General features: G+C 74.6%; 8 protein-coding genes. 3 read left to right on the top strand and 5 right to left on the bottom strand.

What is annotated here, in order from left to right; all coding sequences use genetic code 11:
- The first annotated feature begins 72 nt into the window (after nucleotides 1–72).
- Entirely contained in the window at nucleotides 73–3,495 is a 3,423-nt protein-coding gene (locus tag AC5WAM_RS08385; protein WP_495522159.1) for a hypothetical protein, read from the top strand.
- 46 nt (nucleotides 3,496–3,541) lie between these two features.
- On the opposite strand, the gene AC5WAM_RS08380 is transcribed toward AC5WAM_RS08385, so the two are convergent.
- Nucleotides 3,542–4,516: an acyl-ACP desaturase gene (locus AC5WAM_RS08380; protein WP_172382778.1), complete on the bottom strand. Its 975-nt coding sequence runs from the start codon at nucleotides 4,514–4,516 to the stop codon at nucleotides 3,542–3,544.
- A 127-nt stretch (nucleotides 4,517–4,643) separates the two neighbouring features.
- Nucleotides 4,644–5,948 (bottom strand): PucR family transcriptional regulator, encoded by a 1,305-nt coding sequence (locus AC5WAM_RS08375; protein WP_495522158.1) that lies wholly within the window; start codon nucleotides 5,946–5,948, stop codon nucleotides 4,644–4,646.
- 279 nt (nucleotides 5,949–6,227) lie between these two features.
- Here AC5WAM_RS08375 and AC5WAM_RS08370 point away from each other — a divergent pair, with 279 nt between their 5' ends.
- Nucleotides 6,228–7,115, top strand: a complete 888-nt coding sequence (locus AC5WAM_RS08370) for a DUF4394 domain-containing protein (RefSeq protein WP_495522157.1) — start codon at nucleotides 6,228–6,230, stop codon at nucleotides 7,113–7,115.
- Between the two features lie 41 nt (nucleotides 7,116–7,156).
- Here AC5WAM_RS08370 and AC5WAM_RS08365 read toward each other — a convergent pair whose 3' ends face one another.
- Together AC5WAM_RS08365 and AC5WAM_RS08360 are read right to left on the bottom strand one after the other, a co-directional pair.
- Nucleotides 7,157–9,445 carry an ATP-binding cassette domain-containing protein gene (locus AC5WAM_RS08365; protein ID WP_495522156.1) on the bottom strand — a complete coding sequence of 763 codons (2,289 nt, stop codon included), beginning with the start codon at nucleotides 9,443–9,445 and terminating at the stop codon, nucleotides 7,157–7,159.
- 10 nt (nucleotides 9,446–9,455) lie between these two features.
- Nucleotides 9,456–11,120 (bottom strand): ABC-F family ATP-binding cassette domain-containing protein, encoded by a 1,665-nt coding sequence (locus tag AC5WAM_RS08360; protein ID WP_495522155.1) that lies wholly within the window; start codon nucleotides 11,118–11,120, stop codon nucleotides 9,456–9,458.
- A 369-nt stretch (nucleotides 11,121–11,489) separates the two neighbouring features.
- Here AC5WAM_RS08360 and AC5WAM_RS08355 point away from each other — a divergent pair, with 369 nt between their 5' ends.
- Nucleotides 11,490–12,323 (top strand): isocitrate lyase/PEP mutase family protein, encoded by an 834-nt coding sequence (locus tag AC5WAM_RS08355; protein WP_495522154.1) that lies wholly within the window; start codon nucleotides 11,490–11,492, stop codon nucleotides 12,321–12,323.
- Nucleotides 12,324–12,427: 104 nt separating this feature from the next.
- Here the strand turns inward: AC5WAM_RS08355 and ssgD are convergent, their stop codons facing one another.
- A complete protein-coding gene (ssgD, locus tag AC5WAM_RS08350; RefSeq protein WP_138962733.1) occupies nucleotides 12,428–12,844 on the bottom strand; it encodes a spore wall synthesis regulator SsgD in 417 nt (138 codons plus the stop codon).
- Between the last annotated feature and the right edge of the window lie 277 nt (nucleotides 12,845–13,121).

The raw sequence follows: 13,121 nt of genomic DNA, 5'->3' as shown, positions 1-13,121 counted from the left end.
GCCCACCATGGCACCGCTTCCGCGGGTCGTAAATCGGTACGTTCGGCCGGGCCCGGCGGGCAGAATCGGCGCATGGCTCGCTCCGATCCGGGCGCTGCGGCCGCCCGTCTGCTCGCCGACCTCGACCCGCTGCCGTACCCGGAACGGATGCGGCTTCTCGCCCGCGTCGGGCAGGAGCGCCGCGGCGAGGTCCGGGAGTTGCTCCCGGTGCTCGACGGCGGCGCGGACGCGCCCGGCTCCGGCCGCCGCTGGGGCCGCGCCCGGCGGGAGCGCGAGAGCGCGGGCCGGTTCGTGCCCGGCCGCGCCCACGAACGCGGCGTCGCGGTGCTGCTCGCCGCCGTCACCGAGGACACCGCGTGGATCGCGGCCCGCCTCGCCGACCCCGACGCGTTCGTCCGCGGCCACGCCCTGCGCGCCGCCGACGCCGTGGGCGTGCCCGACGCCGCCTTCGAGGCCGCGCTCGCCGACGCGCCCCAGGCCGTGCGCCGCTCCCTGCTGCGCACGCTCGCCGCCGGGCGCCGCACCGCCCTCGCCGACCGGCTCGTCGACGGCGTCCGGCGGGACTGGGGCGACGCCGAGGCGGCCCGGTTGCTGCCCGGCTGCTCCGACGACGCGGTGGCCCGCCTGCTGCCCGAAGTCCTGTACGCCGTACGCGCCTTGGGCGCCCTCGCCAAGCGGCACCACGGCGTCCTGCTCGACGTCGTCACGCGCGAGCTCGCCGCCGCGCCCGACGCCCTGCGCGACGCCTGCTGGGAGCGGTGCGGGGCCGCCCTGGCAGCGGGCGCGGAGCACGACCCGCTGCGCGCCCTCGACCTCCTGGAGCGGTACGCGCCGACCCGCTTCCCCAGCCAACTCCTGCCCCGCTTCGGGGCGTTCGCCGCCGTCGCGCCCGACCGGGTGCTGCGCCTCCTCACCGGCGAGTGGGGTGCGGCGCTGCGCCGCAGCGGCCGGCTGACCCGGTCCGTGCTGCGCCGCCTCGCCCGGCACGGCAGCCCCCGCCTCACCGCCTACGCCCGCTCCGTCGCCGACGACTCCGCCGCCCTCACCCTGCTGCTCGCCGCGCTCCCGCCCGCCGCCCGGCCGGCGCTGTTCGCGGCCGCCGTCGAGGGCCGCGGGCCCGGGACCGCCACCGTCGACAGCGCCCTGTGGGACGTCCTGCCGCGCCGCGCCGCCGCCGACGAGGCCCGCCGGGTCGCCGCCCGGGCCCGCGCGGAGGGCGCGTACTGGACCACCGTGCTCGCCGCCGAGTCCCATCTGCCGTGCGCGGAGGTCCGCGAGCGCCTCGTCGCCGCAACCCGCCGTCCCGTCGCCGACGACCGCGCCGAGGCCTGGCCGTTCCTCGTCCGCAACGCGGCCCGCTCCCGCGACGCGGCCGAAGTCGTTCTGGTCGTACGGGACATGGCCGAGCGCCTCGCCAACGAGCAGGACCCGGTGCGCTCCGAGGCCCTGTACGCGCTCTCCGCCGTGCGGCCCGCGCTGCTCGATCCCGGTGCCGTGGAGCAGCTGGACCGGATCGCCGCCGACGCCGTGGCCGCGCGCGACTGCTCGTACGACACCAGGGACGCGCTCGGCTCCCTCGCGCTCGCCGTGCTCCGCGAGCGCGCCGCCGACCCCCGCACCGAGCTGGTGGGGTGGGGCCTGCGCACCCTCACCCTCCTCACCGGCAGCACCGGCCGCGCCGACTTCGGGCGGCTCGACCGGGTGCTGCGGCGCGGCCAGGAACACACGGTGTACGAAGCGCTGCGGCCCTGGATCGAGGCGGGCGCGGAGAAGGCCGACTACGGCCTGGCGTTCGCCCTCGCCCGTGCCGTGGGGCGCCGTGCGCGCGGCATGGCCGCGCTCCAGGACCTGCTGTGGCGGGCGGTCCGGTGCGGCGACAACCCCACGGCGGCCACGGCGATCGGCCTGTGGCTCGATGCCGCGCCGACCCCGGCCGAGCGCGACGACCGCGTGGCGCGCGTCCTCGCCCGGGAGCCCTCGGCGGCCGCCCTCGACCCCGTGCGCACCGTCCTCACCCACCGCCGCACCGACCTGCTCGACCCGCTGCTCGGCACGCGGCCGCCGTATGGCCGCTTCCTCGCCCCGGGGTCCGCCTGGACGCTGCCCGCCGCGCCGCGGGCGGTGCGGCGCTGGACGGCCCGGCAACAGGAGGCGTGGGCAAGGCAGTTGGGGGCCGCCGTGGCCGACGAGAAGCTGCCGCTCGCGGAGCGCGCCGCCGCCCTCGCCCGCTGCGCGGCCGTGCCCGGCGCCGGGGCGGACCTCGCCCGGCACTGGAGCGCGGCCGCCGACGTACGCCTCGGTGAGGCGGGCCTCGCCGCGCTCGCCCACACGGACCGGCCCGGCGACGCCGTGCCCGCGCTGCTCGCGCACGCGGGCGACGAGCGGGCGCGGGTCGCGGTGTACGCGGCGGGCCGGGCCTCCCGGTTCGCGGCGCCTTCGCTGCTCGCCGGGCCGCTGCGCGAGGTCCTCACCGGGCCCGGGGCCAAGGTCACCAGCCGTAAGGAGGCCGCCCGGCTCGCGGCCGCCCGCCTGCCCGCGGCGACGGCGGCCGGGCTGCTGCGCGAGGCGTACCGGGCGCCGGGCGCCCACCCGGACGTGCGGGCCGCGTGCGTGGCGTCCTGCGGCGGGCTGCTCGGCGAGGCGCCCGTGGGGGAACTGCTCGCCGACGCCGCGCGGGGCGACCTGGTGTCACGGTTGGCCCTCCTGCGGATGGCGCCCCTGGACGTCGCGCCCGCGCACCGGGAGCGGTACGCGCGCCTCGTGTGCGACGTGGGCGCGGCCGACGACGCCGAGACGGCGGTCCTCGCCTTCGGCGTGCTGCCCCGGTGGGCTCCCTGGTCGGCCCAGGCAGCGGAGGTGCTCGGCGCGGCCTGCGCGGACCTGGCGCGGGGCCGGGCCGTGTGGCAGGCGGCCGCGGACGGCCTGGTCGCGGCGGCGGTCACGGCCGTCCGCGGCGACGAGGCCCTGTGCGGGGCGCTCGCCTCGCTGGCCGCCGTGCCCGGGGAGGCGGGGCTCGGGGCCCGGCGGCGGGTCGAGCACGTGGTCGCGCGGCTCGTGGTGCGGCAGGGGGCGGCGGGGCGGTCGGTGGCCCGGCGCGCGGGGGAACTCCTCGCCTCCTACGAGGACTTCAGGCCGCAGGCCGTGCGGCTGCTGGTGGCCGCGGTGGAGGTCGGCGAGGCACGGGTGGGGCGGGACCTGGAGCGGGTCGCGGAGCTGCACGAGGGCAGGCCCGTCCTCGCCGGGGCGACCGCGCGGGCCCTGGCGGAGCGCCTGGCCGGGGTGGACGCCTCCGTCGCCGGGGCGGCCCTGCTGCCCGTGGCCCGGGCCCTCGCCGAGGGGCCCGGCCCCGCCAGGCCCCTCTTCGCCGTCTCCCTCGCCCGGACCCTGGGCTCCCGCGCGGGCTGGCCCGCACCGTGGCGCGACCTCCTCGCGGCCCTGCGCCACCACGCCCTCCCCGACACCAGGGACGCGGCGCTGGCGGTGGCCTTGCCGTAGCCGCGCCGTGGGCCCGGCGCGGCTGGGGCGGTACGGGTGGCCGGGCTCAGGCCTTGGCCCTGGCATCGATGCGTGCCTGGCGGGCCGCGAGGCGCTCGTCGAAGCGCCGCGCCTCCCCGTCGAGCCCGTCGAGGAAGAGCCCGAGCTCCTCCTGGGCCCGCGCCCCCTCCGGGCCGAGCCCGGGGATGCTCATGATCTTGAGGAAGCGCAGGACGGGCTGGAGCACGTCGTCGTGGTGGATGCGGAGGTTGTACACCCCGCCGATGGCCATCTTCGCGGCGGCCCGCTCGAAGCCGGGAATGCCGTGCCCGGGCATGCGGAAGCCGACGACCACGTCCCGTACGGCCATCATCGTGGCGTCCGGCGCGAGGTCGAAGGCGGCCCTGAGGAGGTTGCGGTAGAAGACCATGTGCAGGTTCTCGTCGGTGGCGATGCGCGCCAGCATCCGGTCGCAGACCGGGTCGCCCGACTGGTGCCCGGTGTTGCGGTGGGAGATGCGGGTGGCCAGCTCCTGGAAGGCCACGTACGCGACCGAGTGAAGCATCGAGTGCCGGTTGTCGGACTCGAACCCTTCGCTCATGTGTGCCATACGGAAACGTTCCAGCTCGTCCGGGTCCACCGCGCGGGAGGCTAGGAGGTAGTCCCGCATCACGATGCCGTGGCGGCCCTCCTCGGCTGTCCAGCGGTGCACCCAGGTGCCCCAGGCCCCGTCCCGCCCGAAGAGCGTGGCGATCTCGTGGTGGTAGCTCGGAAGGTTGTCCTCGGTGAGGAGGTTGACGACGAGGGCGATGCGCCCGACGTCGGTGACGGGCGACTGTCCGAGCGCCCAGGCCTCGCCGTCCTCGAACTGGCCGGGGAAGTTCCGCGCGTCGGAGAACGGCACGTACTCGTGCGGCATCCAGTCCTTGGCGACCTTCAGATGGCGGTTGAGCTCCTGCTCGACCACTTCCTCCAGCGCGTACAGCAACCGGGCGTCGGTCCAGGTGTCCGGGCTGCCGAGGTGGGGAGAGGTCAGCGTCACGGGTGCTCCAGGGGGGAGGGGGAGGGGGACGGAAGGGGGCGGCACGGGGTGCCGCGAGGGAGGTTACCTACGGCATCGTAGGTTACGTTCCCGTAGGTTAAGCCCGCGGTAAAGAGTGACGGTGGTCTCAGCGCACCGCCAGGTGCCGGGTGACGGCCGCGCTGAGGACCCGCACGCCCCGGGTCGAGCCCGGCGCGAGACCGGTGAGGTCCCGTACCCGGCGCAGCCGGTAGTCGAGGGTGCGGGGGTGCACGTTCAGGGCGGCCGCCGTGGCTCCCCGGTCCATGTCGTGGTGGTAGTAGGCGTCGAGAGTGAGTACGAGGTCCGGTCCGGGTTCCAGGTGCCGGGCCACTGTAGCGAGCCAGGAGTCGACGAACGGCACGTCCACGACAGCGAGTTCGACGAAGACGTCCGCCGCGGTGTGCGGCCGCAGCCGGGCGGGCGCCCGGCGCAGGGGCGTCGCCCGGCTGATCCGCCGGGCCCCTTCCAGGGCGTCGGCGAGCTCGGTGAGCGGCGCGGTGGCGGTGCCCGCGGCGCAGGGACGGCCGACGGCTCCGGCGAAGTCCCGCACGAGGTCGAGGGCGAGGCCGGGCACGGGGTCGAACACGAGCCCGGGGAGGTGATCGGGTGCGCGGTCGGTCACGGTGCGTGCTCGCGGCGGCGCGTCGGCGTCGGCGTCGGTGCCCGCGTCGGCGTCGGAGTTGGTGTCCGCGTCGGTGTCGTCGTCGGCGTCGGGGATCAGCGCGATCAGCTCGCCGCCGCCGTCGCCCGCCGGGCACCACACCATCGGCACCCGGTGTGCTCTCACCAGCGCCTCGACCTCGCGCTCCGGGCCGTGGTGGCCGCCGGTCCCGCCCGGCACCCGGATCACCGTCACCGCGAAGGACCCGGGCAGCTCCATGCCCACGGCCGGGGCGAGCTCCGCCGCCAGGGGGTCGTGGGCGAGGAGCGTCCTGGCGAGCAGGGCGACCTGCTCGACGTACGGCAGCCGGCGGCTGAGGGCGGTCACGAAGCCCTGGCAGTAGGCGGCGATGCCGCGCTCGCCCTGCGGGGCGAACCAGCTCATCATCCGCAGGAGTTCCTGGGCGCCGCCGCCGCGCTGCGCTTCGACGGCCTCGTTGATCTCGCGCAGCATCAGTGCGGTGTGCAGGCGCAGGACCTCCTGCCGCGACTCCAGGGACATGCCCGAGCCGCCCCGCACCTCGCCCATCGAGGCGATGTCGGCCAGGTCGCTCGCCGTCAACGCGGTGTTGTCCGGCGACAGTTCGAGCGTCCGGCGGCGCAGCCACACCGCGTACTCCAGCGTCTGGGCCCGCGCGCGGGTGTCGGCGTCCAGGGAGGCGAACTCCGGGATCTCGCGCGCGTACGTCTCTACCTCCCGGCGCGCGCTGTTCGCCGCTTGCCGGGCCAGCTCGGCGAAGAGGCTCCCCATGGCCGCGAGCATGCCACCGCGCGCGAGCGGCCCGACAGGGGGAATCCGGTCGGCGTTCACACCTCGCACACATTCCGGCCGGGGCGGCGGGCGGCCGTTTGTCACCGTGCGCAAAGTTCCGCGAACGGGGCCTCCTTGTCCCTGCAAGCGCTTGTCGGACCCCGGTGACCTGGGCTTAATGGGAACCGCGCACCCGCCCGTGGGGGGAACACCGTGGCGATCGGGACACCTCGCATGTGCCCCATGACGTATTCAAGGAACAACGGGAGGGAACCACTGATGAAGATACGAAGCAGAACGCACGGCAGAAGGAGATTCGCGGCGGCGGTCGCACTCCTCACCGCCTCGACAGCGCTCGTGATGGGCGCCCCCGGCACCGGTTCGGCGGCGCCCACCGCCACCCCGAGCCTCCAGGCGTTCGGGATCAGCGGCGACGGCCTCCTGATGGCCGCGTTCAAGACCGACAATCCGCGGCAGCTGGACTGGGTGCGGGAGATCACCGGCCTCAAGGGTGACCAGAAGGTGGTCGGCATCGACTTCCGGGTCCAGGACGGCCAGTTGTACGGGGTCGGTGACAAGGGCGGGATCTACACGTTCAAGTGGCCGCCCGAGGTCCCGGAGCCGACCGCCACCAAGGTCTCTCAACTCCAGTTCGACCTGCTCGGCACCAACTTCGGCGTCGACTTCAACCCGGCGGCCGACCGGCTCCGGGTGATCAGCGACGGCGCGCAGAACCTGCGGCACAACCTGAACACCCACACCACGGATGAGGACGTCGCCCTCACTACCCCGCCCATCACCGGGTGGACCAGGGGCGTCAGCGCGGCCGGCTACACGAACAACGACCTGAACGGGACCACCGCCACCCTCCTGTTCGACATCGACACCAAGACGGACCAACTGCTTGTCCAGGCCCCGGCCAACAACGGCACCCTGTCGCCGATCGGCTCCCTGGGCGTCGACGCGGGCCCCAACGCGGGCCTCGACATCTACAGCACCCTCTCGGGCGGCAAGACCGTCTCGAACGCGGGCTTCGCCATCCTCGGCCCCGCGTCCGGCACCGGCAATCCGAGCCTCTACAACGTCAACCTGTTCACCGGCGCGACCGACGTCATCGGCCGGTTCCCCGTGAACATCACGGACATCGCCATCTACCCCAGCAAGTGAGCCCGCGCCGCGGCCCGGCGACCGCCGGGCCGCGGTAAGGCCTACGCGGCCACCGAGCGCCGCAGGTGTTCCGCCGTGAACGACCCCTCGGCGGCCAGCAGTTCGCGCGGCGTCCCCTCGAAGACGACGCGGCCGCCGTGCTTGCCGCCGTCCGGGCCGAGGTCGATGATCCAGTCGGCGTGTTGGACGACGTCCAGGTTGTGCTCGACGACCAGGACGGTGTTCCCGGCGTCGACGAGCCGGTCGAGCAGGGCGAGGAGCCCGCCGACGTCCGCCATGTGCAGACCGGTCGTCGGCTCGTCCAGGACGTACGTCGTCCCGGTGCGGTGCAGCTGGGTGGCCAGCTTGAGGCGCTGGCGCTCGCCGCCCGAGAGGGTGCTCAGCGGCTGCCCCAGGGTGAGATAGGTGAGACCGACGTCCCGCAGGGCGCCGAGGCGGCGGCGCACCGCCGGGTCGGGGAAGTCCGCCAGGAACGCGAGGGCCTGCTCGGCGGTCATGTCCAGGACGTCCGCGATCGAGCGGCCGCCCACGGTCAGCCGGAGCACCTCCTGCTTGAACCGCCGCCCGGCGCACTCCTCGCAGGTCGTCGTCACCGGGTCCATGAACGCCAGGTCGCTGTAGCTGATGCCGCGGCCCTGGCAACGCTCGCACGCACCGCTGGAGTTGAAGCTGAACAGGCCGGGCTCCGTGCCCGTGTGCCGGGCGAACAGGGCCCGTACGCGGTCCATGACGCCCAGATAGGTAGCCGGGGTCGACCGGCCCGAGATGCCGATGGCCGACTGGTCGACGACCACGGCGTCCGGGTGCTGCGCGGTGAACGCCCCGGCGACGAGGGTGCTCTTGCCCGAGCCCGCGACGCCGGTGACCACCGTGAGCACGCCGAGGGGCACACGGACGCTGACGTCCTTGAGGTTGTGCAGGTCCGCGCCCTTGATCCAGGCGCCGCCGACGGGCTCGCGCGGATGCTCCCGCACGCCCGCGGGGCGCCGCAGGGCGCGGCCCGTCAGGGTGTCGGCGGCGCGCAGCTCCTCCGGGGTGCCCTCGAAGACGACCCGGCCGCCGTGAGTGCCCGCGCCCGGGCCCATGTCGACGACGTGGTCGGCGATCGCGATGACGTCCGGGTCGTGCTCGACGACCAGGACGGTGTTGCCCTTGTCGCGCAGGCGCAGCAGCAGATCGCCCAGGCGCCCCACGTCCCGCGGGTGCAGACCGACGCTCGGCTCGTCGAAGATGTACGTCATCCCGGTGAGGCTGGAGCCGAGGTGCCGGACCATCTTCAGGCGCTGGCCCTCGCCGCCGGAGAGCGTGGAGGTCTCGCGGTCGAGGCTGAGGTAGCCGAGGCCGATCGCCTCGACGCGTTCGAGCGCGGCGACGGCGGCCCGGGCGACGGGGCCCGCGACCGGGCCGCGGACGCGGCCGAGCTCCGCGATGAGGTCGGTGACCTCCATGCGGGCGCAGTCGGCGATGTTCAGGCCGTTGATGCGGCTGGCCAGCGCCGCCGGATTGAGCCGCGCGCCCGCGCAGGCGGGGCAGCGGTCCTCGACGAGGAAGCCCTGCACCAGGTCGCGGGTCTTCTGGGACAGCGCCGACAGGTCGCGGTGGAGGTAGAGGCGTTCGAAGCGGTCGGCGAGGCCCTCGAAGTCGATGGCGCGGGCGCCGCCGGTGTTGTCGACGCTGACCTTCCCGCTGCCGGGGTGTCCGCGCAGCAGGAAGTGCCGCTCCTCGGCGGTGAAGTCGCCGAGCGGCTTGTGCGGGTCGAGGTCGGGGGAGTTGGTGTAGGTCTGGCCCTGCCAGGTCCCGGCGGCGAACGGCGGGAACAGGACCGCGCCGTCCGCCAGGGACCTGGCCGGATCCAGGATGCGGTCGTAGTCGGGCCGCACGGTGCGGCCGAGCCCGGAGCACTCGGGGCACATGCCGCTCGGGTCGTTGAAGGAGTACGCGGTGGCCGGGCCCGCGCTCGGGGTGCCGTGCCGCGAGAACAGGACCCGCATCACCGAGTAGATGTCCGTCATCGTGCCGACGGTGGACCGGGAGTGGCCGCCGATCGGCTTCTGGTCGACGACGATCGCGGGCGCCAGGTCCTCGATGGCGTCCGCCTGCGGTCGCTCGTACTTCGGCAGGCGGTTGCGGACGAACCAGGTGAAGGTCTCGTTGAGCTGGCGCTGCGACTCGACGGCGACGGTGTCGAAGACGACCGACGACTTGCCCGAGCCGGAGACGCCGGTGAAGACGGTGAGCCTGCCCTTCGGGATGCGCAGGCTCACCTCCTTCAGATTGTTCTCGCGGGCACCGGTGAGGGTGATGTGGCCATGGTCGGCTGCTGCGTGCATACCGCCGAAGCTATGCGGGATACCCGACAGCCTCTGTCCGGTTTTCCATGTTCTCCCGGTGCTTTCCCGTGATCTCCTTGATCTCGCCGTCCAGCAGCAGCCAGCGCGTGATGCCGATCGACTCCAGGAACGGCACGTCGTGGCTGGCCACGATCAGCGCGCCCTCGTACGCCTCCAGGGCCGAGGACAGCTGCCGTACGCTCGCCATGTCGAGGTTGTTCGTCGGCTCGTCGAGCAGGAGCAGCTGGGGTGCCGGCTCGGCCAGCATGAGCGCCGCGAGCGCCGCCCGGAACCGCTCGCCGCCCGACAGGGTCGCCGCCCGCTGGTCGGCCTTGGCGCCCCGGAACAGGAAGCGGGCCAGGCGGGCCCGGACCCGGTTGTTGGTCGCGTCCGGGGCCTGCCGCGCCACGTTCTCGGCGACGGTCAGGTCGTCGTCGAGCACGTCGAGGCGCTGCGGCAGGAAGCGCAGCGGCACCTGGGCGAGCGCCTCGCCGCCGACCGGTGCGAGGTCCCCGCCGATGGTCCGCAGGAGCGTGGTCTTGCCCGCGCCGTTGCGGCCCACGAGCGCGACCCGCTCCGGGCCCCGCAGCTCGAACTCGCCCCGTACGCGCGCCCCGTAACGCAGCGTCAGATTGCTCAGGGTGAGGACGGTGCGGCCCGGCGGCACCGCCGTGTGGGGCAGGTCGACGCGGATGTCGTCGTCGTCCCGCACGGCCTCCACCGCGTCGTCGAGGCGCTCCTTGGCCTCGGCGAGCTTCTCCTCGTGCAGGATGCGGTGCTTGCCCGCGGACTCCTGGGCGGCCCGCTTGCGGTTGCCCATGACGACCTTCGGCTCGCGCTTCTGGTCCCACATCTTCTGGCCGTACCGCTTGCGCCTGGCCAATTTGACCTGGGCGTCGGCCAGTTCGCGCTTCTGCTTGCGCAGATCGGCCTCGGCGACGCGCACCATGCGCTCCGCCGCCTCCTGCTCGACGGCCAGCGCCTGTTCGTACGCGGAGAAGTTCCCGCCGTACCAGGTGAGCTCGCCCTCGTGCAGATCGGCGATGTGGTCGACGCGGTCCAGGAGTTCGCGGTCGTGGCTGACCACCACGAGCACGCCGGACCAGGCGTCGACGGCCGCGTACAGACGGCGCCGGGCGTACAGGTCCAGGTTGTTGGTGGGTTCGTCGAGCAGCAGGACGCCGGGCCTGCGCAGCAGCAGCGCGGCCAGGCGGAGCAGCACCGACTCGCCGCCGGACACCTCGCCCGTGGTGCGGTCGAGGCCGATGCGGCCGAGCCCGAGCTGGTCGAGCGTCGCCCGGGCGCGCTCCTCGACGTCCCAGTCGTCGCCGACGGCGGTGAAGTGCTCCTCGCGCACGTCGCCCCCCTCGATGGCGTGCAGGGCGGCGCGCGTCCCGGCGATGCCGAGGACCTCGTCGACACGCAGCGCGGTGTCGAGGGTGACGTGCTGCGGCAGGTAGCCGACGTCGTCGGCGGTGCGCACGGTGCCCTCGGCCGGGGCGAGTTCGCCCGCCACGAGTTTGAGGAGCGTGGACTTGCCGGAGCCGTTGCGGCCGATGAGCCCGGTCCTGCCGGGGCCGAACGCGGCTTGGAGGCCGTCGAAGACGCAGGTGCCGTCGGGCCAGGCGAAGGACAGCGACGTACAGGTGATGGACGGGGTGGGGAGGGTGGACATACGGCCTCGCGGTTGCTCGGTGGGGTGAACGGGGGGCAACGCGTGTGAGACACCGCGGGGGCCGGGCGTGGCGGGCCTGAGGGGCCGGACACGGAAGGAGGGCCCTGTGCCGGGGCGGGACGGCTCGAACGCCGAGGTCGCACGCGACGCACACAGCGGTGGAACGGCTGTGTGACGCGGTGTCTCAAGACCTCAGACGAGCAACGTCCTTCTCCAATCGGCGGCAACAGAAGCGGTACCACCGTAAGAAGCGCCTGGAAGCGCTGTCAACGCAATTTCCCTCCGCCCCGGGCGCGGGTGCGCCGTGTGCGACGGCCGTGTCGGATTCCTGCCAGACCCGGTGCGGTGGAGGCTGGTTGAGTGCTGCGCATGACGCATGTGAACGACCTCGCGACCGCCTTCCGTGACCTGCACGTCCCCGGGTCCCCGCTGGTCCTGCCCAACGCCTGGGACGCCGCCAGTGCCCGGCTCGTCGAGACGGCGGGAGCGGCCGCCGTCGCCACCACCAGCGCCGGGCTCGCCTGGGCCCTCGGCGCCGGTGACGGCGACCGGCTCACCCGCGACCAGGCGCTCGGCGCCCTGGCCCGGATCGTGGACACGGTGTCCGTGCCCGTCACCGCCGACATCGAGAGCGGCTACGCCGAGGACGCCGCGGGCGTCGCCGACACCGTCCGGGCGGTCCTCGCCGCGGGCGCGGTCGGCGTGAACATCGAGGACGGCCGCCACGGCGGGAGCGACCCGCTGCGGCCGCTCGCCGAGCAGGCCGAACGGATCGCGGCCGCGCGCGGTGCCGCCGACGCGGCGGGCGTGCCCCTGTTCGTGAACGCGCGCGTCGACACCTATCTGCGCGGCGCGGGGGAGGGGCCGGAGGAACGGCTCGCGCTGACCCTGGAGCGGGCCGCCGCGTTCCTCGACGCCGGGGCCGACGGCGTCTTCGTCCCCGGGGTGGTGGACCCGGAGACCGTCGAGGCCCTGGTCGCAAAGGTCGACGGTCCTGTCAACGTGATGGCCGGGCCGGGGGCACCGCCGGTGGCGCGGCTCGCCGCCCTCGGCGTGGCGCGCGTCAGCGTCGGCTCGGGCATCGCCCAGGCGGCGCACGCACTGGTGCGCGGGGCGGCGCGGGAACTGCTCACCGAGGGAACGTACGGATCACTGACGGGCGGGCTCGACTTCGGCGAGGCCGACGGCCTCTTCAGCCGCTGACGGCCGGGCGCGGCGGCCCGAGCGGGGACGGCGGCCCGACGGGACGGGCGCGGCGGCCCGGTGGGACGGGGGCGGCGGCCCGGTGGGACGGGGGCGGCCGCGCCTCAGCAGGCGTCGCGCATCAGATCGGCCAGGTCCTGGTCCAGGTCCACGTGCCGGTGCTCCTGGCCCGCGGGGACGAGGACCATCGTGCGGTGCAGGAAGCGGCGCAGGTCGCCGGTGCGGACGTGCACGATGGCGGTGCCCTCGGGGGCGTGGAACTCCAGGACCGTGCGCTCGTAGCCGTACGGGCGCACCCGGACGTCGCCGTCGCCCACCGTGTTCTCCACACCTTGGCTGAGTAGGTCGCGGGCGAAGGTCCAGTGCACCTCGACGCCCTCCAGGGTCGCCGGGGCCGGGAAGCTCATGCGCACCGCGAAGGGGTCGCGCTGGTCGTAGTGGAGCGTGGCGGGGATGGTCGGCATCCGGGGTGCGGCGGCGACCAGGCGGGCCTCGACGGCCTGCTCGATGACAGTGGACAAGGCCTGCTCCCTTGACTCTGGCGACTGGACGACCTGGGTGTGCACGACGGTGGTCGGGCACTTGAATAGACGTGGGAATCGGGGAATCCGTGCATGCGAGGCCCGGTCGGGCCGAGTGACCTCTGTCACCGCGACACCGTGAACCGCGGCGCGGTTCCGGCCGTCGGCCTCACGAGTGCCCCGGTTCGGCCATCTGGACGCCACTCGCGCCGTGGGCTAGCTTCGCCCGCCAGGAGAGAGGCACGGGGCAGTTGAGGCATGCGGACGTCAGGGGGCG

The organism is Streptomyces sp. JLYT201 (assembly GCF_059448825.1).
The sequence above is the reverse complement of the archived record's forward strand: the minus strand, read 5'-3'. Positions and strand labels throughout refer to the sequence as shown.